The following is a 25,916-nucleotide window of genomic DNA, read 5'->3' on the forward strand; positions in this document are numbered from 1 at the left end:
AAAAGCAACAAAGGATGAGCGGATCAATCCGCCCGCAGACTTTTTGCCGGGTTAGCCAGTGCCGCTCTCATGGCCTGATACCCCACCGTAGCCAATGTGATCACTATCGCCAGCAATCCGGCCGCAGCAAACATCCACCAGCTCAATGAGATACGATAGGCAAAGTCCTTCAGCCAAACCTGCATGCTCCACCAGGCCACCGGAATAGCCAATATAGCGGCAATCAATACCAGCTTTAAAAAATCTTTGGACAACATGCCGGTGATACTGGCCACGGAAGCGCCCAGCACTTTGCGGATCCCGATCTCCTTTGTGCGCTGCTCTGCTGTAAAAGCAGCCAGGCCAAACAGCCCTAAACAGGCAATGAAAATAGCCAGGCAGGTAAAGATGAGGAACACTTTGCTCTGTGTTTGTTCAGCGAAATATTGATGGGAGAAGTTCTCATCCAGGAAATGCATTTCCAGCGGGTAGGTTTTCTCAAATTCAGCGTACACTTTTTCAAGGTGTTTCATTGCTTCCGGGATATGATCTTTATTCAACCGTACATAAAGGTTATCCTCCCAGGACGAAAATATGGGCAGCATAATAGCCATAGGGGCTATCTTATGTTGCAGGGAATAAATATGGAAGTCTTTTACTACCCCTATTATCCTCCGTTCGCGGATAGTATCTGCTTCATACTGCACCCGTTTACCGATAGGGTCTTTTAATCCCATTTCCTTCACCATCGTTTCATTCACGAGGATGGTGGTATATTTTTCACCGGGGGTATTCACGTCAAAATTCCTGCCTGCTACCAGTTGAATACCCATGGCTGGCATAAAATCCGCATCCGCATAAAAGGTCTGCGTGATCAGTGATCCTTTTTCAAACTTCCCGTCCTTTTCCGCTTTAAAGCCATTGGAGCCAATATTGTTATTGCCGATGGGATTACTGGCAGCTGATATGTTTTCTATATACGGGCTCTTCTTTAATTCTGCTTTGATAGCAGGTATGCGTTCCCGCAGTGCCATGTCGTTCAGATGAAAGGTGAGGATCTGATCCTTTGCAAAACCCAGGTCTTTCTTATTGACATACTCCATCTGAAGCCACGTTACAATAGATACGGCTATTAAAATAATGGCCACTACAAACTGGAAGGATACCAATACCTTCCGGAAAGCAGCATTCCCTACTTTATTGTTCAGCTTGCCTTTCAGGGCATTGATAGTTTTAAATCCGGACATAAAGAAAGCCGGGTAAGAGCCTGCCAGCAAACCGGCTGCCAGGGAAAACAACGTCAGTGACAGTAAGGTGTACCCAACACCGTATTGCCAGAGTGATAAAGATTTCCCGGCTATGTTATTGAATACAGGTAATGCCGCAGAGGTAACAATGGCTGCGAGGACGGCTGCCATTAAAGTAAGGATGACAGATTCTATCAGGAACATGCCTGCTACCTGGCTCTGCACAGATCCCAATGTTTTACGCACACCTATTTCCTTCACTCTTACCGAAGAACGGGCAGTAGAAATATTCATGTAGTTGATACAGGCGATCAGCAGGATGAGTATAGCCACCATGGAAAAGATATATACACTCCGTTTGTTCCCGTTCGCTCCTGTGTCATAATTCAGGTGGGAATTCAAATGTATATCCTGCAATGGCTGAAGGCTCATCCGGAAGTTTACACCATCGCCCATATCCGCTTTCATGTATTGATCATAGAAAGCCTGGCTTTTGCTGCTGATCTTTTGGGCATCTGTACCCGGTTGTAATAAGAGGTAGGTATAGATACTGAAGTTGTCCCATTTGGAAGTAAAGTCCTTTGGTAACGTGCGCAGCGCCGTAAATTGAATATGCGAATTATGCGGTACATCTTCCATTACACCCGTTACAAGGTCTACATCTTTATCACCGTTCCAGGTAACACTTTTACCCAATGCCGCTGCCGGATCAGTGAATAATTTCGCTGCAAGGCTTTTGGTTAGTACAATGGAATTCGGCGCGGTTAATGCTTTGGCCGGATCACCGGCTATGAAAGGAAAGGTAAAGACCTGGAAAATATTGCTATCCGCCAAAAGCGCTTCACCCGGCTGCACTTTTTTATCCCCCGCACTTAACAAACTACCCCCACCCTCCGGCACGATCCTTGTCTGCGCTATCACTTCAGGGAAGTTGTTTTTCAGCGCCGGTCCCTGTGGTACAGAGGAAGTAGCCAGGTCCAGGCTTCCGCCGTCCCAGCTGGCCGCGTTCACAACCCTGTATATGCGATCTCCCTTCTCATGGAAGCGGTCATAACTGAGTTCATCTCCCACATGCAGGAGGATGATCCAACAGGCAGCAAGGCCTATTACCAGTCCTGCCAGGTTAATAGCGGTATAGGAACGGTGCTTCCAGAGATGGCGGAGTGCTATTTTCAGATGATTGCGGAACATGAGATGTTAGATTTGATTTGTTACTGACTATTACCATACCAGTAATCCTGTATGCTGAAAATCAGCATTTTACAAAAACAACACTGTTCATTACAGCACAATAGTTGTCCGTTATTGAACAAACACAAAGTAAACATTTAACAGATGGATTTACATTCAGGATATCCATACTCTCTTGTCCGGCATGGCCTGCCTTTTAATTACCCCAAACTGGAAGGTGATCTTCGTACGCCTGTGGCAGTAATTGGGGGAGGAATTTCGGGGGCTTTAATGGCACATGCACTGGTAAGAGCAGGGATCGCATGTGTGGTATTAGATGCCCGTACTGTGGGATTAGGCAGTACCGGCGCCAGCACTTCCCTCCTGCAATATGAAATAGATGTACCCCTCACGGAATTAAAAGAGAAAGTTGGCGCAGCACACGCACAAAGAGCTTATGAACTATGCGCCAGATCTATTGATAAACTGGAGAAGATCTGCAAAAGAGTAGATGATGCTCCTTTTGAACGGAAACACAGTTTATACCTGGCCTCTTTCAAAAAAGACCTCCCTAAACTGGAAGCAGAATACAAAGCAAGGAAAGAAATGGGGCTGGATGTAATGTTCTGGGACCCGGCCAAACTCAAAGACCTGGTAGGACTGGATTCGCCGGGGGCCATTTATTCCCGCACCGCCGCACAAACAGATGCTTATCGTTTAACACATGCCCTGCATCAGTACAATCTGAAAAAAGGGGCACAGGTGTATGACAGAACATTGGTACAGGATATCAGTTTTCTTAAAAAGGGTGTTAAGCTTACTACCGCACAAGGTTATACGGTACAGGCGGATCATCTTGTAATAGCCACCGGGTATGAAACACTGCAATACCTTCCTGCCAAAATAGTAGATCTGCACGCTACCTATGCTGTAGCCAGTGAACATCACGAAAAAGGGCCGTTATGGTACGAGGATTGCCTGATCTGGGAAACGAAAGATCCTTACCTCTATATGCGTACCACACCGGAACATCGCGTTATTGTGGGCGGCAGGGATGAAAAATTCTATAACCCCATTAAAAGAGATAAACTGTTGCCCTCAAAAGCAAAGCAGTTACAACAGGATTTTTCCAAACACTTTCCTCATATCCCTTTTGCGCCTGAATTTACCTGGACGGGTACTTTCGGTACCACACAGGATGGGCTTCCTTATATAGGCCCTTATGCTAAAATGCCGAATACCTTCTTTGCACTGGGTTTTGGCGGTAACGGCATCACTTTCAGCCAGATAGCTGCAGAGATCGTTTGTGATCAGATCAGGGGCAAACAGCACCCGGATGCGGACATCTTCTCCTTTAACCGCTATAAGGGATAAAAAGCGTAAATTTGTACCCTTAAAATTGATGTGTATGAAGATCGATATCTGGTCTGATGTGGCATGCCCGTTCTGCTACATTGGAAAAAGACACCTGGAAGCGGCACTGGAACAATTCCCTCACAAGAATGATGTACAAGTGACCTGGCATAATTTTGAACTGGACCCGAATGCTCCGAAGGATAATAAAGAAGACCAATATGAATTGCTGGCCCGCAAATACGGCATGTCCCGTGAGCAGGCAATAGAGAATACAGAACGGGTGGCAGCATCCGGTACAAATGCTGGTCTTGCTTTTAACTTCGACAAAGTAATTCCTACCAATACATTTGATGCCCACCGCCTGATCCAGTTTGCTGCACTGCATGGCAAACAGGATGAAATGGAAGAACGTTTGTTTGCGGCTTATTTCATGGAAGGCAAACATATCAGCAACAAAGAGGCCCTGCTGGCCATAGCCGCAGAACTTGGACTGGATGCAACAGCGGTGCTGAACAGTGATGCGTATACGAATGAAGTAAGGAAAGATGAAGCAGAAGCGCAATCACTGGGTATCCGTGGCGTTCCTTTCTTTGTATTTGACCGCAAATATGCTGTATCTGGCGCACAACCAGTAACGGCATTCACACAGACGCTGCAAAAGGTATGGGAAGAAGCAAACCCTGCAGAACTGATACAGACCGGCGACAAAGGTGCTGCCTGTGACGACGGTTCCTGCGATGTATAAGTGAAGCCGGCGATAATATCACCGCGCCTGTAACGTATAAAATTAAAAAAGCCTTTTAGAAGGCTTTTTTAATTTATTAGAAATTATACCCGGCCTTCAATCCAAAGAAGCCGATGTTACCATCTTTGATCCAGGTTTCATACTTGGCCATCACATCCAATCCCAATAAACGGATACCTATAGACGGCGCAAGGATAAAAGCCGCGCCTGAGTCATCTCCTGTATAAGTAGAGGCCCCACTTTCCAGTTTCACATAAAGGATGGACACCAGCTGGTACTTGATCCCAAGCCTCACCGGTACTGCAGAAACAGCAGAATATTTGTTGTTTAGTGCGTCCCTTTGTCCGCCAAAACGCATGTACCCGATGGAACCCGTTACACCAAAACCTTTTATCAGTTTGATATCTGCACCAAGTCCCACACCGTATCCTGTGTTATGGGTTTCACTGAAATTGCCCACAGGGAAACCTGCTTCAACATAAGGGCCAATACTGAAACGTTTTAATTGTGCATGGCTTGCAAAACTGCATATCAGCAGTAATGCGATCAGAGAGAATCTGTTTTTCATTTGAGGATATTTGGAGGTTATGTTATTGATTACGAATGTATTATTTATTTACAACACGCCCTAAATAAAATTGTATCTTCCAATTAATGAAACACCTGTTATTATCCGTATTAGTCTATTTTACTGCGCAGGATTTAGATTCCTGGCAATATTATAAAGAGATCAGGTTAAACACTTCTCCCAACGGCGCCAACGTAACCGGTGATGTAAAAGACTTCCCGCTTGCTATTACCCTCACTGTAAAGAATTTCGATTTCAGCCAGGCAAAAGCCAATGGTGCGGATATCCGTTTTTCCAATGGCAGGGACTTTCTCCCGCATAGCATTGAATGGTGGGACCCTGTACACAAAAAAGCACTGGTGTGGGTAAAGGTGCCGCTTATAAAGGGAAACAATGCCACACAAACCATCTATATGCATTGGGGCAATACACGTGCCAACGATGAAGATCATACAAAGGAGATCTTCTCCGGCAGAGATGGTTTTGTTGGTGTATGGCATTTGAGTGAACCAGGCAATACTTTACCGGAAGGTTATAAGGACGCGACTGATAATGCAGCAGATGCTACCGGTGTAAATATGCGGCCGGGGGCTTTAACAGATGGCATCATTGGCAAAGCCCAATTCTTCAATTATCCGGATAAACAATGGATCAAAGTAGATACCGAAAAACGCAAACTCTTTGACCTTACCAGGCAGATCACCTTTTCCATCTGGGCAAAAGCCCGCAGTTATGCCAATGTGGGCGATGAGGCGAAACGGGTGGGGCCTGGTTATGAAACGATGTTTGCGAAAGGAGATAACTCCTGGCGTTTACAAAAGTTTGGCCCAAGGTACTGGCATAAACCAGCGGCAGAACTGATAGAGATCTGTGTAGAGCAACAACCAAAAGGAGATCTCTGCGTGGTAGGCAAAACGGATATGGTGACCGGAAAATGGTTCCATATTACCGGCGTGCACGATTTTCCTTACGTAAAACTCTATGTAAATGGTGTGCTGGACAAAGTGGAGAAATTTGACGTAGAATGGAAATCTGATGATCATCCGGTAGGGATCGGGAATCAAAGTCAGTTTCCGGATAAAGGTGGCCGTTTTTGGGATGGGGTACTGGATGAAGCGAGGGTATTAAATGTAGCGAAGAATGAACATTGGATAAAGCTGGATTATGAAAGTCAGCGGGAAGGATCTGCTTTGCTAATGTTTGGAAAAACACAGAAAAGGCATTAACATATGAGATTTTTTGCGTAAATTATACAAACGGTTGCCGTCTGAAGGCACAACCAAAATCTAAATCTATGCCACATGCTGCCAGCCCAATGATAGGCTGGCAGTCTGCTATATAGCCAGCGAGTTATTAGAGCTACTGACTCTTAATCAGTAGCTCTTTGGTTCGAGCCCCAGAAGGGTCACTGAAGAGTATTTCAATTAACATAAAAAAATGCCGGATCGAAACCCGGCATTAGCTATTCATTAAGTATTTAACTATTTTTTCTTCCTCACCCGCTTTTCCACGATCGTGCCATTGAAAGAAATGGCCTGCCTGTTGGTGCTGGTCACCTGCAAAGATGCATATCCGTCTGTTGAAACAGATAAGAACAATTGCTGCACATCCTGGATATCCTTTGGTTTGATGGTAATATCCCATCCGCCTTTCTTACCTGGTGCCTCGGTATATTCAAAATTTTTGGAAATGAACTGAAGGCCACTCTTTGATGGATCAATAGGTGCAGAATAAGCACGCCCGAAATAAGGGAGATAAGAATTCACCGTGTCTTTGGAAACAGTCACATCATACCCCTCTCCTGTTATCTGCCTGGTACGCCCTGACATAGGAAAAACAGTTTGCGCCTGGAACACATAGTTCCGGTTGCTGATCAGTTCTTTTATCTTCTTTGCTTTTTCGGATTCTTTAGGTTTTGCACTGGTCTGGGCAAATGAGCCGCCCCCCAGGATTAAAAGTAGCAGCAGTACCGGTATAGTTTTGATGTACTTCATGTGATTGGATTTATACTTTTAACCTTATAGAACAAAACGCAGGCCATAAATGTTTCATGCATTCCCAAATATTCCCTATTTTATACAACTGATTGTTAAAATTCCACTTTATGTACAAAAAGAGCACCTTGTTATCAATTTTGATCCTGTTTTTCATGGGCGCTAACGCACAGGATTTTAAACCTTTATTTAACGGAAAAGATCTAAATGGTTGGTATTCTTTCATCAAATCAAAAGGAAAGGATAACGACGTGGACAAGGTATTTTCCGTACAGGATGGTATGCTGTATATAACCGGTAAAGAGTTCGGTTATATCGCCACAGACAAAACCTATAGTGATTTCCACCTGGTAGTGGAATTCAAATGGGGCGCCAACAAATGGCCACCCAGGGAAAAGGTGGTAAGGGATAATGGTTTGTTATACCATACCGTGGGCGAAGACAAAGTTTGGCCACGTGCCGTTGAATGCCAGATCCAGGAAAAAGATTGCGGTGATTTCTGGCTGATAGACAGTGTAACCGCTGTGATAGATGGCGTTCGCTCCCCTGCTACCCCAAACACCCACATCGTAAAGAAAAAGGATGCTGAAAAACCTACCGGAGAATGGAACCGTGTAGAGGTGATATCACGCAAAGGAAAGTGTACACATATTGTAAATGGCGTAGTGGTAAATGAAGCGGAAGATGCCAGTATAAGATCAGGAAAAATAGCTATTCAGAGTGAAGGAGCGGATATTTATTACCGCAGGATAGACATAAAGGTTTTGTAGCGTCAGGAAATTTAATATATTTATATGTATCATATCCAAAAACACTGTACACTATGACTCCATTCACATTGTTAGCTATTGGGGCTGCTGCATTTTTTATTGCCCATGTATTATTGCTATTCACTTCATTCGGTAAGAATGGTTACAACAAGACCAAATACTTTTGGTCTCACCTCACGCTCTGGATCTGCGGAGCATTGGCCTTTACCATGGCGGTGCTTTTTGCAGGAAAAGGAGAATCAGACGTTATTGATGTTTTTGACACACCAGTAAAACGCTGGCTCATTATTGTGGTGGTACTGGTATTATCCGCAGTAGCCCACACCGTCGTTAAATTACTGGTGATGCCACGTTACCAGTCCCGGTAGCTACATCGCCTTTTTCATGGGCGCCGCAGTGGCGGACATAGCAGGAATTCCGCGTTTTTGCATTTGTTTTTCTGCCCAGTCACTCAGCAGCTCAATGAAAGGTACCAGCTCTTTACCTTCCCCGGTGAGAAGATATTCAACCCGGGGAAGTACTTCCGGATAAACCATCCTTTGGACCAGTCCATCCTCCTCTAATTCCCGCAGGGCCTGTGTAAGCATTTTAGGCGTCACTCCTTTCACGTATCTCTTCAGTTCACCGTATCTCATCACCTTATCTTTCAATGCCCAGATAAGGCGCCCTTTGTATTTTCCGCCAATGCGCTGGAAAGCATAATCCACTGAACAGGTTTCTTCCACTATCTCGTCCTTGCTTTTCTTTATCATTGTTCCCGTTTTATCAAAGATACGATATGTATATTGCAACCATGTCCGTGCTGCGCAAAATCATTCACATTGATATGGATGCATTCTATGCTTCTGTAGAGCAGCGCGACAATCCGGAATATCGCGGCAAACCTATTGCTGTAGGCGGTTCTCCGGAAGGAAGAGGTGGCGTGGTGGCCACTTGCAGTTATGAAGCCAGGAAGTTTGGCGTGCGTTCTGCCATGCCTTCCAAAAGGGCCATGCAGTTATGTGCGGACCTCATCTTCGTCAGACCACGTTTTGCAGCGTACAGAGAAGTATCCCAACATGTCCGCGAGATCTTTTCCCGGTATACTGATCTCATTGAACCGCTCTCCCTCGATGAAGCCTACCTGGATGTTACAGAAGACAAACAAAACATCGGCTCTGCTATCGCCATTGCACAACAGATCAAACAGGCCATCAGGGATGAATTACAACTCACGGCTTCTGCCGGTGTATCCGTCAATAAGTTCGTAGCCAAGATCGCTTCGGATATGCAAAAACCGGATGGCCTTACTTTCATTGCACCTTCACAAGTGGAATCCTTCATGGAGAATTTACCGGTAGAGAAATTCTTTGGCGTAGGAAAAGTAACGGCGGATAAAATGAAGGGCATGAACCTGTTCACCGGCAAGGACCTCAAGCGGCTGACAGAGAATGAACTGGTACAACACTTCGGGAAATCCGGCCGCTTCTACTATAAGATCGTAAGAGGGATTGATGACAGAGCCGTGGAGCCACACCGGGAAACTAAATCTGTAGGAGCAGAAGATACTTTTGCTTACGACCTTACAGAGATTGAAGAAATGAATGCTGAATTGGATAAGATAGCCATAACGGTAGCTGCCAGGTTAGAGAAATATCAACTGAAAGGCAGAACGGTTACGCTGAAGATCAAATACAGCGATTTTAAACAGATCACGCGGAACCATTCGCTGCCGCAAGGGATCAATGATCTGCCTACCATTGCAGCTATTGCGAAGCAGTTATTACTGAAAACGGAACCGGAAGATAAGAAGATCCGGTTGCTGGGTATCACATTATCTAATTTTGGAGAGGAGCATCCGCCGGAAACGGGACAGTTAAGTTTGTTCTAATCCATGCTTCATCCTAGCTTCAAAGTAGCTTAAACCCGCTCTGGCGTGCAACACGAAGCTAGGATGAAGCATGGATGAAGCAACCATGGCCGATCTGCAAATTCTATTTAACATAAAAAAAACGGCGCTAATGTAAGCCCGGTTTTTTCATGTTGCAGCCTGGTAAAGGCCATCTCCCCCGACGGCTCAGTTGCGATCCCAATGTACAAGCGTGCGACGCAACGGTTGCCCAATTAAAAAACATCAGCTGGCTACATAAAAAAAAACGGCGCCTATATTAAGCGCCGTTCTTCCAACTAATATTTTGCAGCCTGCCCCGCTTTGGGAGTAGACTTCTGAATAAACTCCCTCAAATGTTCATTACTGGTGGCCAGATCATCTTTACGCAGGTACATCATATGTCCGCTGCGGTAGCCTTCCCAGGATAAACGATCTTTCAGCTTACCACTCGGGTCCATCTGCCACATGCTGTATTTCGCATTGAAATAATCGCAGGCGCCATCGTAATAACCACTCTGGATCAGCACATGCAGGTAAGGATTCTGCGCCATGGCCTGCCGCAGGTTCTCTCCTGTTCTGTTGCCGGTATTATCCCATGGAAACACTGGCCCGAACATATAATACTTCAGGTCTGTTTTATAATTCAACTCCTCTCTCAGGTAGATATTAATAGCGGGCGTGAAGGAATGCAGCCAGGAAGTTAATTCCGCATTGAAATCCACATTCTGCCCTGCATCTTTACGGTCAATGCCCAGGTAGCGGGAATCCAGCCGGCCTACGGTATAACCACGATCCCGCAGTAATTCCTTCCAGAAGAAACCGGTGGGGATATCCAGGTTATTTTGCAACACAGCTTTCTCTGAAATACCGGCGTAACGGGCTACTTTAGCTGCTATCTCTTTCCTGCGGGCATCGCTGATAAAACCACCTTCTGCCAGTGCAGGGATATAATCTTTAATGGTAAATGCTTCCACTTCCGCTAACATGGCAGGCAGGTCTTTCTGTTGCAGATCTGCCGGCAGGGCTTTATGATACCATGCGGTAGCTGCATAATAAGGAAGACGGAGCGCAGCACTCATAGGGCCATCCCTTTCAATGCCTAAGTCTGTAGGAGATACCAGTACCACGCCGTTCACATAGATCCACTGGGCATTTTGCAATTCCAGTGCGAGGCCGGATACACGGGTAGTGCCATAACTTTCGCCTACCAGGTATTTGGGAGAAGCCCAGCGTTTATAACGGGTAATGAAAGTATTGATCCATTCTGCGAGGTATTTCACATCCTGGTTCACACCAAAGAACTTACTGCCTTGCACATCTTTATTGGCCATCCTTGAAAAGCCGGTATTCACGGGGTCTATGTACACGATATCTGCCACGTCCAGGATAGAATGCGCATTGTCCTTCAGGCCATAAGGTTGTATGGGATATCCTTCATCGTCTATTTTCAGGATACGCGGGCCGGTGTAACCGATCTGCATCCATACGGAAGCAGTGCCGGGACCACCATTAAAGGAAAATACCAGCGGGCGGGCAGCACGGTCTGCTACATTTGATCTTTCGAAATAAGTATAGAAGATGCCGGCAATGGGCTTTCCATCGTCATCCCATACAGGTAATGTACCGGCAGTTACTTTGTAAGGCACTACCTGGCCCTTGATGGTTACCTGGTGAGAAGTGGTGACGCCAGCGTCAATATTGAGGGTACGGTCAGTAGCTCCTTTTGAATAGAACTTCCCGTCAGCAGAGTCTTTGGCGGGGGCTTTCTGAGCGTATAGGCTGGTACAGCCGAGCAATAAGGCTGCAGTTAGGATGATTTTCATATTTTAAACATAGCTATTTCCTATGAAAATATCCGATTTTTTGTGATAGCTGGGGATGGTAGTTAAAACCGGATCTGCGGCAGATTTTCTACTTTGGGAAAGGTGCCGGCAGGTACTTTACCCGGGAATATGCCTGTTGCACGTAATGTGAAAGAAAAAGTCAGGTATTCACACCGCATGGACAAAAAATAGGCCTTCATCTGCTTGTACACAACATCATGATTAAATGCCTTAGTATGCTGGTACCATTCCGGGTTCGTAGCAAATTGGGGTGAATACAGATATATTCTCGTTTCATCCTTAAGTTTCAAAGTCAGCTTATTACATGCATACCCTAAGATCGTATCTGTATTCAGCTCATGTGAAACATCCAGCAGCGGAGCCTGCCCAGGCAGTTCTTTTTCTGCGTTTGTGACCTGTAAGGAATCATTATTTCTTGCTTTGAAATAAAGCTGATTTGTATGAGGATTGAAATATTGATATTCAGTTGGATTTCCTTCCATAAGAGAGAAAAAACTACCTTCATCAAAATAACTGATCATCGAATCCATTTTGGCATTCTTTCTGAAAAGTGCCGCTTTTGCACTATCCAGACCGTGTGTTTCCAAATCGAACATCTTATAGATGATCTTTCCTTCAAAATCGGTATCCAGTCTCTTCTCTTTAGGCTGACATCCGGCCAATAGCAGGATGCCCAGCAGGGATATCATTAATTTCATAGATCACCAAGATACTATTACTTCGTCATAAATGTCCAGGTCACCTTCTTATCATAACCGAATGGTTTACCACTTGCAGGAGCGCTCATAGTTTTATTAGTGCTGGTGAGTGTAACTTTTGCGTACGCTCCTTTCTCAAAATTGAAAGTGGTACCATCATCATCATACAAAGTAAATGTACCCGGCGTTGTGCCATATACCCTCACTTCCAGCGGCAACACATCTCCTGCTTTCGGCGCCTGCCTGCGGGCAGGGATCATAGGGATCAGTCCTCCATCCCGTACGAATAAAGGGATTTTCTCCAGCTCTGCCTGTATGGTGATCACTTCATTCTCCCCCGCAAGTTTACCGGTATAGAAATCATACCATTTGCCTGCAGGCAGGTATACCTTGCGGCTCTTCTCTCCGGCAAATACGGGCGCTACCAATATGTTATCACCCATCATGTACTGGTCTTTCAGATCAGACCGTGTTTTGGCCTCATAAGGATTCAATGTAGCATCCAGCTTACCGCCGGTTTCCTGTGGTGTATAAGCAAAACCATCCACCAGGTTCATGGAACGGAAAGGTGGTTTACCTTCAAAATGATATTGTGCAAAGGTGGAATAAATGTAAGGCAGCAGGCGCATCCGCAAAGTGGCTACTTCCTGCACTGCTTTTTCCACTTCAGGGAATGACCATGGTTTGGTACCATCCGCCCATGCATTCAACATAGCCATCGGAGAAAAACAAACTGACTGCATCCTTCTCACCCACTCTTCCGCAGACTTGGAAGCACGTACTTCCGGCGTCCACAACACCCCTATGAAGCTGCTGTTCACCAATGCCGTAATGAAATCAGGATGGGAATAATAATCATTGTAGATCACATAGGGCAGGTTGCTGGCACCTGCATTGGAAGCCCGCACCAGTCCATAGGTACGCTGGTTTTGCTCACGATACCATTCATCCGTCATCTTCTGCATTTGCAGGCCATAGATCTGGCGCATCTGTTCTGCAGAAGTACCGGAAGGGAAAGTAGCCACATCAGGCCATAACCATTTATCATACCCATCGTTCTCATCCATTTTATAACCGCTAACGCCAAGGGATATATGGTTTTTGATAAAATGCTCTTTGAAGATATTCCTTGCTTCAGGAATGGTAAAATCTGTTACGATACCATTCCACACGGTATGAGAACCAGACAAGGCTTTCACCTTTGGATAGAGCGAACTCTTCGGTGATACATAAGGGTTCAGCCAGAGGTTGGCCCTGATCCCTTTCTGCAGCAGGCTGCTGATAAAACCTTTTGGATCAGGGAAACGTGTAGGGTCCCATTCAAAGGTGCAGGGGTAAGACATGGAATGCCATCCCGGTTCCACACCAATAAAATCCAGCGGGAAATTATGTGCTTCAAATTCTGACGCTTCCCGGAGGATATCACTTTGAGAATATAAAGTAGGTACCCGTTGCGTAAAACCCAGGCCCCATTTGGGAGGCAGGTATCCTCCACCATTGAAAAGATTATATCGCTGTACGGCATTCATGGTCGTGGGGCCACCGAAAATATAAATATCTACACCGGAAGCTGGCACCAGGATCTCTACGGCATCTGAATAAGGAGAGGAATCCCAGTTCTTATTGGTGTTACGGTCCATCAGTTCCGGAGGGTTCTTTGTATCCACCCGCACAGCGGTACCTGCATATACGGTAATATAACGGGCAGCATCGATCAGTACGCCATATCCGCGGGAAGACACGTAAAAAGGTACCGGCGCATGACTGCGGCCATCATCCTTTCCGCCGTAATGGTCCATGTGCAGTTGACTCACTCGGCCGCGCTGGCTCACGGTTTTAAAGTTCAGGCCAAGGCCGAATAATTCCTCTTCTTTTACCAGTGGGAACTTCAGGTACACTTTTCCATCCACGATCCTGCTTGTGATCTCATTTTTTTCGAGGGGGAATTTTGCAGTTGGTAATTGCTGCAGGGAACTTTTGGCGGGTGTGGCATTAGCCACACTCAGCAAGGTGATCTTCTCCGGCACACCGGCTGTAGCTTTCCAGATACCCGGCTCTATTTCTTTCCATTGCAATTGTGCATGTACACTACCTATGGATAAACACAGGCATACCAGGAGGACAAATGATCTGAACATAATTTTCATATTCGTGGAAACAATGAGGCAAAAGTTAGCAAGAAATTCCACGAAACCTATGTTTTGTCAAGATTCAGGTATGAAACGGTAAAATACTGTTGGCTGCCATGGCCACCCTGTAGAACTCATATCCTTTTTCTGCTCTTTCCGGCATGTACTGCCGGCGGTAATCTGCCGCACCAAGGTCTTCTTTTAATTGCAGGTGGTATTTTGCAAGATAGGCGGGTAATTGCTCCGGTTCAAAACCAAAGGTCCAGCGTTCTTCTATCTGCTCCAGGTCTTTCAGCAGTTTTTCTGCGCCGAAGAATTGTTCCGGGGTATTTAAAACCCCTTTATGTACATAGGTGAAGATCACAAAGGAACCGGGCGCAAAGCGGGATGCAAAAGCAAAGGTGGCATCGATAGCTGTTGCATCCAGGTAATTGGTGACTCCTTCCCAGATAATAGTGGTGGGTATACTGAAATCAAAAGAGAAAGCATCCAGCGTTTGCACGTTAAAATCCAGCTGGTAATAGGTGATGTTTTCCGGCAGTTTGCCTAAGCACCGGGCAATGACAGCCATCTTTTCCCTGGCGGTATTGGGATGATCTACTTCTATTACTTTCAGTTGCTGCAGGAAAGGCAAACGTACCCCGCGTGTATCAAATCCTGCACCCAGGATGATCACCTGCTGCACGCCCTGCCGGACGGTACTTTCCAGCAGATCATCTATATAACGGGTACGGGCAAGGCCGGAGGAATAAGCGCCGGGGATCTTTCGTTGAATAATACCACGAATGGTATTACGGACAAAAGGAATGCCTGATAAACGGGTAGCCATTTTAAGACCACCGCTCAGGAAGGAAAAAGCATAAGGGTCTGTAAACAAACGTTGGTAAGCGGGACGGACGTATTCCAGTGCACGGAATAAGGCCATGTATTGCGCCGTTTTACTGGCTGCGGTTGCTTTCATATTTTGGTGTTGTTAACGGGCTGTTTTACGTTAGGATTCACCTGGTAACTCAACACTTCGCCACTTTCCAGTATTTCCACGATCCTGTAGCCATAGTAAGGCGTGCCCCAGCTACCGGCTATATGTGCATCCCAGAAATAATGTTTGCCATTCTTTTCCTTCATGCCATCTTCTATATGATCGTGGCCATGGAACACCCCTTTCAGGTTTTGTTGTGCAGAGAACATCTCTACCAGTTCCGGGCAATCAATACCATGCTCCGTCCACTTTACAGGGGTGATGTGCATGAATACGAAAAGTTGTTTTTTATGCTGGTATTTCTGGAGTTGTTCTTTGGTCCAGCTAAGGTCCGGGCAGATGTATTTGCCTGTGATATCTGCTGTATTCAATATCAGGAAAGCGGTATCTTCTACTTCAAAAGCATGATGCCAGGCCATGCCAAAGGCCTGCTGCCAGGTTTCCTCCTCTACCATGTCATGATTGCCATGTGATACATAATAGGGCATAGACAACTGGTCCCAGGTAGATTTCACTTCTGGCAGGAGTTTAGGATCATTATGGAACAGGTCTCCATTGATCACAGAGAAATCTATTCCGCGGCGGCTTTGTTCTTTATTGAGCCACTGCACCATCCTTTTATGGTTGTCAAAATAGGTGGTCTTGGCCTCACCAAAATGCCCGTCTGACGCCAGGGCAAAACGAAGTTTCACCTTTTTCCTGTCAGGCAGGATAAAACTGTCAGCAGCAAAAGATTGCAGGGTATTACCGGCACCGATCAGAACGATGCCTTTTATCGTGTTTTTGAGGAAGTTTCTCCGGGTAAGCATAGAATTAAAGTTAATTAACTTTTTAATTCCCCGGGAGGATATCCGAAATGTCTTTTAAAGGCTTTTGTAAAATTCTGCGCTTCGCTGTACCCAAGGTCAAAGGCCAGGTCTCCAATCGTGATACCTCCATCCAGCAGGAGGCGTTTGGCATGGTTCATTTTCAGTTCATTCAGGTACCCGAACACGGTAGTGCCGAAGAGTTCCTTAAAGCCCTTTTTCAGTTTAAAATCATTCAGCCCTGCGGCCCTGGCCACCTGTTGCAGGCTGATAGACTCAAACATATTCAGTTTAACGAACTGCCGGGCGTTATGCAGTTTATCTACATCTGCCGGTTTAATAAGGAGGGGTTTCCTGCCCATATAACTTTCCGCCTGTTCTGCCTGCAGCAGGAAGAGTTCCATGATCCTGGCCTCAAAATAGAGTTCCTGCATATGGCCGCTGTAATTACAGTTGAACAGGTCTAACAGGATGGCTTTCTGCCGGGAGGAAATAGGTAACGGATAAGGGGACAGGCCTACGGCTTGCCCTTTGTGCATTTTATCGGCAAACCGTTGCAGACAATCCAGTTCATTGGAGAGCAGCCGTTCAAAGAATGGCTGTTCCAATTCTATTCCTAAGTTGTGATTGAAAGGCGCTTCAATGAGGTAATAACCATCAAAGTGTGGTTGATAACCCATCACATGCTGATTGGAAGTAAGCCGCATCGATTCTCCGTCTGAAGGATAAGCCCCGCTAACACCTTCCAGGGAGAAATACATGCCTACAGTAGGTTTGTTCACCTGTTCCACATAACGGACGGGCTTTTTCTGCCGGCTTTGGGTGCTGAATACATGAGCATTCTTCCATTGGAGCTCCATCATCGTGATGTGCGCTTCTGCGCCTCTGTCATCTATATACAAAATTTCAGGCCGCATGGTATTACTCATAAATTCAAATTTAGGCATTGACTTCAGTACGGCAAAACCCTAAAAATCCCCATATACGTTGATTTTCAAAGTGCCAGCCGCTTTGGTGACCAATGCCGGTTATCATTTTTTAAATGCATTGAAAAGCATTCAAAGGAACGATGGGGGTATGACAGCCTTATGTCAGTAGTATTTTCTGAATTACATAAAAGATAAAGCATCCAGTTGTTTGCGGTAATCAAACTGGAGGTCTTCATGCTGGGCCTCAATGGCCTTTTCTATCTTGCGGAGTTGTTGCGTGTAGAGGTTGCTCAATTGTACACTATAATCGATCTGCAGGCCGGAGCGGCGCATCTTTTCACAAAAGAAAAGCAGTAATTCTATCTCCGCCTGTTTGGATCCGGTGAACCGGATGTGTTTGGTGGTGAAGCGCAATATTTTACGCAGGGTCTTTTTTGCGTGGTATAAATGGGAAGTAGTAAGACCGTCAAATTCAAGACTGATATACTCCTTAACGGAAGTGATATAACCATCCAGGCTATGTGCTTCAAACAGCAGGTAGGTTAACAGTTCCTTGCTGTCCTTCTTGAATTTGGCGAGGCGCAGGCACAGCTCCACCAGTTCTGCTGGTGGGAGGCTGCCTAACTCCTTTTTTAATTCCGTAATGGTAGCCGTTTTCATTCTCCTTCGTAAAAATCTATCAGGCCGCCAAAGTATGCTTCATTCCAGCCTTCCACGATATTGTCATAATCTTCATCAGGAATGTTGGTGTGTTTCAACTCTGCGGAAGTTCCTTTCTTATGAGGATGTAAGATGATGGTAACGATAGAAGGTTCTTCCTGCTCAAAATACCATTGCTGTACGATCTTCCGTCCTTTTTCAAATTCCAGGTTCTTACCGTAGATGCTGCCTTCCCATAAGGAGAATTCAGAACCGGGTTCTGTGCTCATTTCGGCTTCTTCGCCCGTCCATAACTGGATAGTGGCTGGAAGTGTAAGCGCCAGGTATACATCTTCAGGAGGCGCCGTAATAATATAATGCTTTTTGTAATCCTTCATATGCCGCAAATCTACCTAAAAAATTATGCTTCTGCTATCAGCTGGATGCCCGTTTTTGTAAAGGCGATCTTTTGTTGTTTGTATAAAGTACCCGTGGTCATCTTGAAGGTTTTTTTGCTCATGCCAAAGAAGGCAACGATCTCTTCAGGATCTGATTTATCATGGTAAGGAAGATAACCGTTGTTTTCATGCAACAGGCGGAGGATCTTGCTGGATTCGTCTTCCACCTTTTTAAAACCAGCCTGACCGGGTACCACATCTATCCTGTTTTCAGATTTAATGGCTTTTACAAACCCCTTCAGTTTATCTCCGATATCATACGGTTTGAACTGGTCCGCAAAATGCAGGACGCCGGTATGCAGTTTATTGATGATGGTCACAAAACCGATGTCGGAGCGACGGTAAATGATCAGGTCTACTACGTCCTTCTCTTTTACGGTGAGTGTTTCATTGCTGAGGTACTGGTCTATTTTTTCTGTGGCGGCAACGCGGCCTGTCATTTCATCTATGTAGATCTTCACCAGGTACTCCTGGCCTGCGCGCATTTTGCTGATCTGCTGTGAAAGGGGAACGAAGAGGTCTTTCATGAGGCCCCAGTCCAGGAAGGCGCCCTGGAGCGTGATATCTACTGCTTTGAGGTTTACGATATCTCCTGCTACGCCGTATGGCCTGTCTGTTGTGGCAATCAGGCGGTTTTCAGAGTCATGGTAAAGGAATACTTCTATCTCATCATCTACCCGGGTTCCTTTCGGCACATATCTTTTGGGAAGAAGGATCTCCAGGTCATCGCCACCGTCCATAAATACCCCGAAATCCGTTTCCTTTTTCACCTTCAATTTGTTGTATGCGCCGATGTTTACCATGCTTTTTTCTGTATAATTTTGACGAAGGTACAACAAAAAATATCGACCAAAATGGCGTAAAATGGCACATATTCTATATTTGCATATTCATAAACAAATAATCATCAGTATACCTTTATTATTAACGAGTGGTTAATTAGGTGTAATAAAATAATAGTATTATCTTCGCAACCATATTTTTATAATACAATACACAAATGGAACAAAAATTCACCGGAACTGTAAAGTTCTTCAATGAGACAAAAGGTTTTGGCTTCATCAAACATGATGAATCTTCTAAAGAAACTTTTGTACACGTAAATGGTCTCGTTCACGAGATTCAGCAAGATGACCGCGTAGAGTTCGAATTGCAGGAAGGAAGAAAAGGCATGAATGCTGTAAATGTTAGACGTATTGATTAAGCTTGCTTAATATCGTTTTACAGGGCTGGTCGTTTGACCAGCCCTTTTTTATTGGCTTGATACCAGGTTAGTTACGCTACTTAGCCGTTGCTATATCACTTGAACCGTTTCAGATCTCCTCTGCTGAAAGTCCATTCCGGGGTGAGGAGGTCTCCGCTGCCGGCGGCTTCATACCAGGGGCTGCTTCCTGAAACAGGGTTTCTGAGGATATGGATGTCCTGGGCGGGCATATAACTCTGGGCCAGCAGGAAGATCTTCTTTCCGGCTTTATTGACGGCTACATCCATCACAATTACGGCATGACCGGGGGAACCTCCCTGAATATATACGTCTCCGGGTTGTATGTCGGTTACTGGCTGTAATTCCCGGCTGAGGGATAAAGTACCGGCATACGAGAACACGAATTCCAGGTATTGTGTAAAAACAGCCCTGTTTTCTGCTGGTGTTGCTGTCCGGCTCCTCTTTAATCTTCCATTGCGCAATGCAAAACGATCTCCTTTTGCCCAGCCGGCGTAATCCATTACGCTGCCGTCTGTTGCTTTGAAAGTTATGTGGTTGAGTTCCCGGTTGGCATAGCGGTATTCTGCATATAAACGCATCACGGCATCGGCACATTGCTGCAGGTCTTTCTTTCCTACAGAGATGTCCAGTACGGCAAATTGTGCGGACTGGTTTGTTTTTTTATCACCGTTGTAGAGATAGACGGTATTGTCCTTTTTAAGGGTAACTTTTCTTAACCAGGCACCGAAGGTTCCTGCTGTTTGCGGGAGCCGGGAGTAACCGGATGGTAAAGGGAGGTCCTGCACTGTTTGTGCGGGGAGGGAGTGTGTGAAGAACAGGGATGCAATAAGGATGTATTTCAAGGGAACAGTTTTACGTCCAGATGCATTTGTGCTGTTTTTCCATAAAAACCTTGCAGAAGGTTCCGGCAAGGTTTTTATGTGCATGTGCTAATTTAATTTCTTCAAAGGAGGAGTTCTGAAAGGAACCCAATCCGCGATCCGTTCGATATCCAGTTTAATGACCTCTACGTGGTTTTCCAACACATCTAACCGGTTTTCGATTCGATCTAAACGTTCTTCAACTCGATCCAAACGACTTTCAACCCGATCCAAACGTTCTTCAATTCGATCCAAACGGCTTTCAACCTGATCTAAACGTTCTTCAATTCGATCCAAACGGCTTTCAACCCGATCCAAACGGTCTTCGATTCGACCCAAACGATTCACGATCATTTTCAGCGCTTCAAACACCACATCAAACTTAGCATCCATTGCCTCAAACTTAGCATCCATCGCTGCGAACCTGGCCTCGAACTTAGCATCCATCGCATCAAACCTTGCAAAAATTTCCTGGGATAACAATCCGTCCATACCACAAAAATTTTAATTCCAACGAATGTAATTCCTCAATAAAATGCTACCAAATCATTTTTGTTAATTCGAACAAAGTGTTATTTCCACTTAATACAATCTCCGATCTGCGATATGCAATTTGAAAAAAAAGGCTAACTTAATCCCGTCAACCAATTATGTTATGAAACATACGCTTACGCTACCCGTAAAAGAATTAACGGGATCATTGTTATTGACCTGGCTTAAATTACCCTGCAATTTACTCGCGCCAGTTAAGAACCGCATCTCCCTGATCCTGTTCTGTGGAGGATTCAGCTTCCTTTTCATGTACATCTTCTCCCCCTTCAACATGAACCAATGGTATGAAGGCGGCCCGCAAACCGTTACGAGTGTTTTTGGTATTTTCTCCCTCTGCGGCATTGCAGGTTTAACCATCTCCCAATTCGGACTGATCCGCTTAAAAGGCAGCAAACCACTCACCAATATACAATTCATGGCCTGGTTCCTCGGAGAGGCCATGCTCATCGCTATCATCGTAAATGTTGTAAATGTTTCCATACACGACTACCTCCAATATTCCTGGCTGGAATATATGGACACACTGAAATATGCTTTCGGCGTATTAGCTCTTCCCTACTCTATGGCAACAGGATGGTTCTATGCCCGGGAAAAAGTGAATGAGTTAAAAAGCCGCACGGAAGAAAATAAAGAAACAGTTCTCCACATCCGGGATGAATATGACAAACTCACCCTCACCCTGCAACCTTCCAATTTATTATTATTAAAAGCAGAAGATAACTACGTCCATATTTTCTACCTCAACGGAACGGTTGTTAAAAAAGAACTCGTACGGAACTCTCTCAAAAAACTGGAACCCCAGCTTTCCGGTTTAGGCTTTACCCGTTCCCACCGTTCTTATATGGTGAACTTATCCCGCGTGATCCTTTTTAAGAAGAATGCAAAAGGACATTATCTGCTGATCGACGGATTAGAGGATGTAACCATCCCGGTATCCACTTCTTATCTCTCTGATTTCGTGCACCGGTTCACCCCGGCTGGCTGATTTTCACCCCGCAGACTCCCTCCTTCACCCCAAAGGCCCGCTGAACGCAGGGCAATACCCCCTATTTGCCTAATATCGCCTTACCACAATTTCCCTGCCCATGTATAAACTGATGTTACTCTTTATGTTGTCGTTCACATCGTTGCAAGCACAACAGGTGATCTCCGGAACTATCCGGAACAGCGTTACCAAAGAAGTTATCCCGGCAGTTTCCGTGATGGCAAAAAACACCCCTAACGGGGATTATTCGAACGACCAGGGTCACTTCCGTTTTACAACAAAAACAGGTTTCCCCCTTACCCTGGTCTTTTCTTCCCTGGGATTTAAGACAAAAGAAATTGAAATATCCGATGCCAAACCCTTGCAAATTGAATTGACGCCCACCACCATCCTTGGAACGGAGGTGGTGGTATCCGCCAGCAGGAATGTGCAGCGAAAAATAGAATCGCCGGTAACTATTGAAAGGATCGACAATAAGGACATCATCAATTCTGCCCAGACGAATTATTACAACATGCTCCAGGGACTAAAGGGTGTAGATATCACCACGTCCAGCCTCACCTTTACGACCATCACCACCCGCGGTTTCAATACCAGCGGCAATACCAATTTCACCCAGATCGTAGATGGAATGGACAACTCGGCACCCGGTCTCAACTTCCCCCTGGGCGCTTCCATTGGTTTAACAGAACTGGATGTAGACAACCTGGAAGTATTATCCGGCGCCTCTTCTGCACTTTATGGCTCCCGCGGGCTGAACGGTACACTGGTAATGACCGGCAAAGATCCTTTCAAATACCAGGGGCTCAGTGTACAGATCACCCAGGGTGTGAACCATATTAAAAAAGGTAAAGGCAATGATCCCATGGGCCCGCAACCATATTACGACTGGACCCTCCGCTGGGCAAAAAAAGTGAATGAGAAACTGGCCTTTAAGTTCAACCTGCAATACACCATGGCCAAAGAATGGATGGCGAATGATACGGCCAACACCAATGGTCCCGGCTCCAGGTATACGGATCCCAATTACAACGGGGTGAACTCCTACGGCAGCAAAACCTCCGTAGATATCAATCCCTTTCTGCAGGCCGCCCGGGACGGAGATCCTTCCCTGGCCCCCATCATAGACCCGCTGCTGGCAAAACCTTCTAACTATGTATCCCGCACCGGCTACGCAGAATATGGTTACCTCAGCGATGAAGCCAAACTCTTAAAGCTCAATGCAGAAGTACGCTATAAAATAAGGCCCAAACTGGAAGCCATCATTTCCGGCACATACGGGAAAGGCAATTCCGTATACAGTAATGATACCCGTTATGCCCTGACCAATTTCCGGTTGGGGCAATACCGGGCGGAACTGAAAGCAGAACATTGGTTCCTCAGGGCTTACACCACCCAGGAAAACTCCGGCAATACTATCATTGCCAGTCCTACGGCCCAGTTACTGAATGAAGCCTGGAAACCCAGCTTCGATCCTTCCACGATGGACGGCTGGTATCCTCAATATACCGGTGCATTACTGCAAGCCCTCGCCACAGGAAGTACTTTGAATGATGCACACCTTACCGCCAGGAATTTTGCTGACCAGGGCAGGCCAGCTGCAGGCAGCAACCAATTTAACCGTTTAAAAGACAGTATCTCCCGCATCCCCACCTCACAAGGCGGCACACTCTTCCAGGACAGGAGCAAATTGTATAATGCAGAGTTCCAGTACAACCTGTCCCATTTTATTAAAGTAGTGGATGTGATTGCCGGGATCAACTACCGCCTGTTCCGCCTGGATTCCAAAGGCACGCTCTTCCCGGATACAGACGGGCCGATAGATGTAGCAGAATACAGCGCCTATGCACATCTCGCCAAAAAGCTGAATAAACTGAAATTAGGCGCCGCCTTCCGCTACGATAAAAATACACTGTTCGACAAACCACGGATCACCTCCCGCCTTTCCGGCGTGGTGGAAGTAGCAAAGGAAAACTTCCTCCGGTTCTCTTATCAGAATGCTTATAGTTTCCCATCCAATATCCAATCCCTGCAAAGTACCCTGGTGGATTACAACAGCTTTGCCTCCGGCGGCTCTGCCAGGCTACTTTACGGGGAATATGCATTTGATAAATACCCTGCTTACACCTTAACCAGTGTAAATGAATACCAGCAGACCAATGACCCTTCCAAACTGCAAAAATTCCAGCTGAGTGATATAAAACCGCAGTCGGTGGATGCATTTGAACTGGGTTATGCTGCCCTGATCGCCAACAGGGTACTCATAGATGTACTGGGTTATTATTCCACCTGGAAGAATTTCATCGGGTATGTGAATGTAGCCAACACCCCTGGTACAGCCGATGTAACGGCCTTTAAGGACAGGAGCAAGTACATTGCCTATAACATTGCCTACAACGGCGCAGAAACAGTCAATACTTATGGTTATGCTGCCAGTGTAAGCGTTGATCTTTCCCGTAACTTTGGTGCAAAGGCGAACTTCTCTTCAGACTTCTTAAAGAACAGGAATAATAGTCAGATCAATAATTTCAACACCCCGAACTGGAAATTCAATGTGGAATTCGGCAACAGCGGATTCGGCAAACAACAGAAGCTCTCTTTTAATACCAGCCTGCGTTATAAGCCGGCTTACTTCTATTCAATCGGTTTCGGCAGCGGTACTATTCCTGCCAATGTGGTGCTGGACGCACAATTCAGTTATAAACTGATCAAAGCGCACTCAAGGATCAAAATAGGCGCTACCAACCTCACCAATACATATTACTATACAGGGTTCGGCAGCCCTGCCATTGGAGGCGTGTATTATGTCACATTTGCTTATAACGTATTCTAAAAACATATAGCTCATGAAAAGTTATCTATCCATTCTCATTGTTATCCTGGTGGCCGCCTGTTCTGCTCCCAAACCTCCCGGAGATTATAAAACCGTGCTCACCTTTGGCCCCGGCGAAGAGGCGAAGATCCTGGAAGCCTTCCTTTCACTCACGGACAGCAGCAGTATTGAACTGAAAGAAGGACTGTATAAATTCGACAACCTGAGCCTCGTACAGCTGAAACATATCAGCATCAAAGGGGCCGGGCCGGACAAAACCATCCTTGATTTCTCCGGCCAGACGCAAGGTGGTGAAGGCATCCGCGTGGCAGAGGTGAAAGATTTCGCTATCTCTGGCATCACATTAAGGGAATCCAAAGGAGACCTGCTGAAAATAACCAAAAGTGAAAACGTACGTATCACAGACCTCCATGCAGTATGGGCAAAAATGGATTCCAGCAACGGAGGTTACGGGATCTATCCTGTGTTGTGCAACGATGTGGTGATTGAAAATTGTTATGCAGAAGGCGCATCTGATGCGGGCATCTATGTAGGGCAAACTAACAAAGCAGTCGTAAAGAAATGTAAGGCTTTCAAAAACGTGGCCGGCTGTGAAATAGAGAACACCACAAATGCGGAAGTATTCGACAATGAATTCTATGGCAATACTTCCGGCTTCCTGATCTTTGATCTGCCGGACCTCTCTCAGCGGGGCGGGCATGTAAAAGCTTACAATAATTACATACACGACAACAACGAAAAGAACTTTGCCAAATCCGGCAGCTTCGGCACCACCTGGGGTGTGGGCAATGCTGCTCCCGGCAGTGGCGTGATCATCCAGGCCACTTCAGATATTGAATTGTACAATAACCGTATCATCAATAATAATTCCAGCGCCATCATCCTCGTATCCGGTTTCTTTGTAGACAGTAAAGCAGGCGAAAAGATCAAAGCCAGCTACTTCCCTGTTTCGAAGAACATCTACATCCATGATAACACGCTGGAAATGGGCCCCGCTTTCCCGGAACCGGTGTTTGCACATCATACCGGCAAGATCCTCGTGGCTATTGAGCAGCAATTAAATCAGCAGGACACCTCCCGCAAAGGTGCACGTATCCCTTTGATCCTGTACGATGGCATCTCTACAAATGTGATCACGAACGAACAAAAAGTAAACCCGGATTCCATCTGCATCAAACAAACAGGCAGCAATCTTTTTGTGAATGCAGATGCATTGAACATGGGTACAAAAAACTGGCGTCCGGGTACGGACATGACGGCATTCAGTTGTAAATAGAAAA

Annotated in this window: 25 protein-coding genes; 10 read left to right on the forward strand and 15 right to left on the reverse strand. The window is 45.8% G+C overall.

Annotated features, from left to right (window positions below; all coding sequences use genetic code 11):
- Positions 1-23: 23 nt before the first annotated feature.
- Positions 24-2,417 carry an ABC transporter permease gene (locus GFS24_RS08280; protein WP_153659102.1) on the reverse strand — a complete coding sequence of 798 codons (2,394 nt, stop codon included), beginning with the start codon at positions 2,415-2,417 and terminating at the stop codon, positions 24-26.
- Between the two features lie 144 nt (positions 2,418-2,561).
- Between GFS24_RS08280 and GFS24_RS08285 the strand changes: the two genes are divergently transcribed.
- Together GFS24_RS08285 and GFS24_RS08290 are read left to right on the forward strand one after the other, a co-directional pair.
- A complete protein-coding gene (locus GFS24_RS08285; protein ID WP_153659103.1) occupies positions 2,562-3,770 on the forward strand; it encodes an FAD-binding oxidoreductase in 1,209 nt (402 codons plus the stop codon).
- Between the two features lie 34 nt (positions 3,771-3,804).
- Positions 3,805-4,497, forward strand: a complete 693-nt coding sequence (locus GFS24_RS08290) for a DsbA family oxidoreductase (RefSeq protein ID WP_153659104.1) — start codon at positions 3,805-3,807, stop codon at positions 4,495-4,497.
- 76 nt (positions 4,498-4,573) lie between these two features.
- Here the strand turns inward: GFS24_RS08290 and GFS24_RS08295 are convergent, their stop codons facing one another.
- Positions 4,574-5,065, reverse strand: coding sequence for an outer membrane beta-barrel protein (locus GFS24_RS08295; RefSeq protein ID WP_153659105.1), 492 nt, complete (start codon positions 5,063-5,065; stop codon positions 4,574-4,576).
- Positions 5,066-5,151: 86 nt separating this feature from the next.
- Here GFS24_RS08295 and GFS24_RS08300 point away from each other — a divergent pair, with 86 nt between their 5' ends.
- Entirely contained in the window at positions 5,152-6,291 is a 1,140-nt protein-coding gene (locus tag GFS24_RS08300; protein ID WP_153659106.1) for a DUF2341 domain-containing protein, read from the forward strand.
- Positions 6,292-6,546: 255 nt separating this feature from the next.
- Here the strand turns inward: GFS24_RS08300 and GFS24_RS08305 are convergent, their stop codons facing one another.
- Positions 6,547-7,059, reverse strand: a complete 513-nt coding sequence (locus tag GFS24_RS08305; RefSeq protein ID WP_153659107.1) for a DUF4251 domain-containing protein — start codon at positions 7,057-7,059, stop codon at positions 6,547-6,549.
- Between the two features lie 110 nt (positions 7,060-7,169).
- Between GFS24_RS08305 and GFS24_RS08310 the strand changes: the two genes are divergently transcribed.
- A complete protein-coding gene (locus GFS24_RS08310; protein WP_153659108.1) occupies positions 7,170-7,829 on the forward strand; it encodes a DUF1080 domain-containing protein in 660 nt (219 codons plus the stop codon).
- A gap of 53 nt (positions 7,830-7,882) precedes the next feature.
- Positions 7,883-8,197: a hypothetical protein gene (locus tag GFS24_RS08315; RefSeq protein ID WP_153659109.1), complete on the forward strand. Its 315-nt coding sequence runs from the start codon at positions 7,883-7,885 to the stop codon at positions 8,195-8,197.
- Here GFS24_RS08315 and GFS24_RS08320 read toward each other — a convergent pair whose 3' ends face one another.
- Positions 8,198-8,581 (reverse strand): helix-turn-helix domain-containing protein, encoded by a 384-nt coding sequence (locus tag GFS24_RS08320; RefSeq protein WP_153659110.1) that lies wholly within the window; start codon positions 8,579-8,581, stop codon positions 8,198-8,200. It lies immediately after the preceding gene.
- Positions 8,582-8,607: 26 nt separating this feature from the next.
- On the opposite strand from GFS24_RS08320, the gene dinB reads away from it, so the two are divergent.
- Positions 8,608-9,699, forward strand: coding sequence for a DNA polymerase IV (dinB, locus tag GFS24_RS08325; protein WP_153659111.1), 1,092 nt, complete (start codon positions 8,608-8,610; stop codon positions 9,697-9,699).
- A 296-nt stretch (positions 9,700-9,995) separates the two neighbouring features.
- Here the strand turns inward: dinB and GFS24_RS08330 are convergent, their stop codons facing one another.
- From GFS24_RS08330 to GFS24_RS08370, 9 genes are all read right to left on the reverse strand, one after another.
- Positions 9,996-11,522 carry a S10 family peptidase gene (locus tag GFS24_RS08330; protein WP_153659112.1) on the reverse strand — a complete coding sequence of 509 codons (1,527 nt, stop codon included), beginning with the start codon at positions 11,520-11,522 and terminating at the stop codon, positions 9,996-9,998.
- A 62-nt stretch (positions 11,523-11,584) separates the two neighbouring features.
- Positions 11,585-12,241 (reverse strand): hypothetical protein, encoded by a 657-nt coding sequence (locus tag GFS24_RS08335; protein WP_153659113.1) that lies wholly within the window; start codon positions 12,239-12,241, stop codon positions 11,585-11,587.
- 17 nt (positions 12,242-12,258) lie between these two features.
- The gene (locus GFS24_RS08340; protein WP_173003013.1) at positions 12,259-14,379 is read right to left on the reverse strand and encodes a TIM-barrel domain-containing protein; all 2,121 of its coding nucleotides are present in this window, start codon (positions 14,377-14,379) and stop codon (positions 12,259-12,261) included.
- A 73-nt stretch (positions 14,380-14,452) separates the two neighbouring features.
- On the reverse strand, positions 14,453-15,331 hold the full coding sequence (locus tag GFS24_RS08345; protein WP_153659115.1) for an SAM-dependent methyltransferase: 879 nt from the start codon (positions 15,329-15,331) through the stop codon (positions 14,453-14,455).
- Positions 15,328-16,158: a metallophosphoesterase gene (locus tag GFS24_RS08350; protein ID WP_153659116.1), complete on the reverse strand. Its 831-nt coding sequence runs from the start codon at positions 16,156-16,158 to the stop codon at positions 15,328-15,330. The genes GFS24_RS08345 and GFS24_RS08350 overlap by 4 nt, the downstream gene beginning before the upstream one ends.
- Before the next feature lie 14 nt (positions 16,159-16,172).
- Positions 16,173-17,084, reverse strand: coding sequence for an AraC family transcriptional regulator (locus GFS24_RS08355; RefSeq protein WP_173003014.1), 912 nt, complete (start codon positions 17,082-17,084; stop codon positions 16,173-16,175).
- A 180-nt stretch (positions 17,085-17,264) separates the two neighbouring features.
- A complete protein-coding gene (locus tag GFS24_RS08360) occupies positions 17,265-17,744 on the reverse strand; it encodes a hypothetical protein (RefSeq protein WP_153659118.1) in 480 nt (159 codons plus the stop codon).
- A complete protein-coding gene (locus tag GFS24_RS08365) occupies positions 17,741-18,121 on the reverse strand; it encodes an SRPBCC domain-containing protein (protein WP_153659119.1) in 381 nt (126 codons plus the stop codon). The genes GFS24_RS08360 and GFS24_RS08365 overlap by 4 nt, the downstream gene beginning before the upstream one ends.
- A 23-nt stretch (positions 18,122-18,144) precedes the next feature.
- The gene (locus tag GFS24_RS08370; protein ID WP_153659120.1) at positions 18,145-18,984 is read right to left on the reverse strand and encodes a S1 RNA-binding domain-containing protein; all 840 of its coding nucleotides are present in this window, start codon (positions 18,982-18,984) and stop codon (positions 18,145-18,147) included.
- Between the two features lie 197 nt (positions 18,985-19,181).
- Here GFS24_RS08370 and GFS24_RS08375 point away from each other — a divergent pair, with 197 nt between their 5' ends.
- Positions 19,182-19,385, forward strand: coding sequence for a cold-shock protein (locus GFS24_RS08375; protein ID WP_074237919.1), 204 nt, complete (start codon positions 19,182-19,184; stop codon positions 19,383-19,385).
- A 95-nt stretch (positions 19,386-19,480) separates the two neighbouring features.
- Here the strand turns inward: GFS24_RS08375 and GFS24_RS08380 are convergent, their stop codons facing one another.
- Both GFS24_RS08380 and GFS24_RS08385 read right to left on the reverse strand, forming a co-directional pair.
- Complete coding sequence (locus GFS24_RS08380) at positions 19,481-20,248, reverse strand: DUF4846 domain-containing protein (protein ID WP_216647372.1); 768 nt, start codon at positions 20,246-20,248, stop codon at positions 19,481-19,483.
- Positions 20,249-20,335: 87 nt separating this feature from the next.
- Positions 20,336-20,758 carry an Rnase Y domain-containing protein gene (locus tag GFS24_RS08385; protein ID WP_216647373.1) on the reverse strand — a complete coding sequence of 141 codons (423 nt, stop codon included), beginning with the start codon at positions 20,756-20,758 and terminating at the stop codon, positions 20,336-20,338.
- Positions 20,759-20,921: 163 nt separating this feature from the next.
- On the opposite strand from GFS24_RS08385, the gene GFS24_RS08390 reads away from it, so the two are divergent.
- The 3 genes from GFS24_RS08390 (at position 20,922) to GFS24_RS08400 (ending at position 25,912) form a co-directional block, all read left to right on the forward strand.
- The gene (locus GFS24_RS08390) at positions 20,922-21,803 is read left to right on the forward strand and encodes a LytTR family DNA-binding domain-containing protein (protein ID WP_153659122.1); all 882 of its coding nucleotides are present in this window, start codon (positions 20,922-20,924) and stop codon (positions 21,801-21,803) included.
- 100 nt (positions 21,804-21,903) lie between these two features.
- Positions 21,904-24,636, forward strand: a complete 2,733-nt coding sequence (locus GFS24_RS08395) for a TonB-dependent receptor (protein WP_153659123.1) — start codon at positions 21,904-21,906, stop codon at positions 24,634-24,636.
- 13 nt (positions 24,637-24,649) lie between these two features.
- Entirely contained in the window at positions 24,650-25,912 is a 1,263-nt protein-coding gene (locus tag GFS24_RS08400; RefSeq protein WP_153659124.1) for a parallel beta-helix domain-containing protein, read from the forward strand.
- Positions 25,913-25,916 lie beyond the last annotated feature (4 nt).

Origin of the sequence: Chitinophaga sp. SYP-B3965, from assembly GCF_009647655.1 — a bacterium.
Lineage (GTDB): Bacteria > Bacteroidota > Bacteroidia > Chitinophagales > Chitinophagaceae > Chitinophaga.

Bases quoted from the DNA above. Each gene is read 5' to 3' on its own strand.
- GFS24_RS08280 (WP_153659102.1), bottom strand. From the start codon at position 2,417: ATGTTCCGCAATCATCTGAAAATAGCACTCCGCCATCTCTGGAAGCAC.
- GFS24_RS08285 (WP_153659103.1), top strand. From the start codon at position 2,562: ATGGATTTACATTCAGGATATCCATACTCTCTTGTCCGGCATGGCCTG.
- GFS24_RS08290 (WP_153659104.1), top strand. From the start codon at position 3,805: ATGAAGATCGATATCTGGTCTGATGTGGCATGCCCGTTCTGCTACATT.
- GFS24_RS08295 (WP_153659105.1), bottom strand. From the start codon at position 5,065: ATGAAAAACAGATTCTCTCTGATCGCATTACTGCTGATATGCAGTTTT.
- GFS24_RS08300 (WP_153659106.1), top strand. From the start codon at position 5,152: ATGAAACACCTGTTATTATCCGTATTAGTCTATTTTACTGCGCAGGAT.
- GFS24_RS08305 (WP_153659107.1), bottom strand. From the start codon at position 7,059: ATGAAGTACATCAAAACTATACCGGTACTGCTGCTACTTTTAATCCTG.
- GFS24_RS08310 (WP_153659108.1), top strand. From the start codon at position 7,170: ATGTACAAAAAGAGCACCTTGTTATCAATTTTGATCCTGTTTTTCATG.
- GFS24_RS08315 (WP_153659109.1), top strand. From the start codon at position 7,883: ATGACTCCATTCACATTGTTAGCTATTGGGGCTGCTGCATTTTTTATT.
- GFS24_RS08320 (WP_153659110.1), bottom strand. From the start codon at position 8,581: ATGATAAAGAAAAGCAAGGACGAGATAGTGGAAGAAACCTGTTCAGTG.
- dinB (WP_153659111.1), top strand. From the start codon at position 8,608: ATGTATATTGCAACCATGTCCGTGCTGCGCAAAATCATTCACATTGAT.
- GFS24_RS08330 (WP_153659112.1), bottom strand. From the start codon at position 11,522: ATGAAAATCATCCTAACTGCAGCCTTATTGCTCGGCTGTACCAGCCTA.
- GFS24_RS08335 (WP_153659113.1), bottom strand. From the start codon at position 12,241: ATGAAATTAATGATATCCCTGCTGGGCATCCTGCTATTGGCCGGATGT.
- GFS24_RS08340 (WP_173003013.1), bottom strand. From the start codon at position 14,379: ATGTTCAGATCATTTGTCCTCCTGGTATGCCTGTGTTTATCCATAGGT.
- GFS24_RS08345 (WP_153659115.1), bottom strand. From the start codon at position 15,331: ATGAAAGCAACCGCAGCCAGTAAAACGGCGCAATACATGGCCTTATTC.
- GFS24_RS08350 (WP_153659116.1), bottom strand. From the start codon at position 16,158: ATGCTTACCCGGAGAAACTTCCTCAAAAACACGATAAAAGGCATCGTT.
- GFS24_RS08355 (WP_173003014.1), bottom strand. From the start codon at position 17,084: ATGAGTAATACCATGCGGCCTGAAATTTTGTATATAGATGACAGAGGC.
- GFS24_RS08360 (WP_153659118.1), bottom strand. From the start codon at position 17,744: ATGAAAACGGCTACCATTACGGAATTAAAAAAGGAGTTAGGCAGCCTC.
- GFS24_RS08365 (WP_153659119.1), bottom strand. From the start codon at position 18,121: ATGAAGGATTACAAAAAGCATTATATTATTACGGCGCCTCCTGAAGAT.
- GFS24_RS08370 (WP_153659120.1), bottom strand. From the start codon at position 18,984: ATGGTAAACATCGGCGCATACAACAAATTGAAGGTGAAAAAGGAAACG.
- GFS24_RS08375 (WP_074237919.1), top strand. From the start codon at position 19,182: ATGGAACAAAAATTCACCGGAACTGTAAAGTTCTTCAATGAGACAAAA.
- GFS24_RS08385 (WP_216647373.1), bottom strand. From the start codon at position 20,758: ATGGACGGATTGTTATCCCAGGAAATTTTTGCAAGGTTTGATGCGATG.
- GFS24_RS08390 (WP_153659122.1), top strand. From the start codon at position 20,922: ATGAAACATACGCTTACGCTACCCGTAAAAGAATTAACGGGATCATTG.
- GFS24_RS08395 (WP_153659123.1), top strand. From the start codon at position 21,904: ATGTATAAACTGATGTTACTCTTTATGTTGTCGTTCACATCGTTGCAA.
- GFS24_RS08400 (WP_153659124.1), top strand. From the start codon at position 24,650: ATGAAAAGTTATCTATCCATTCTCATTGTTATCCTGGTGGCCGCCTGT.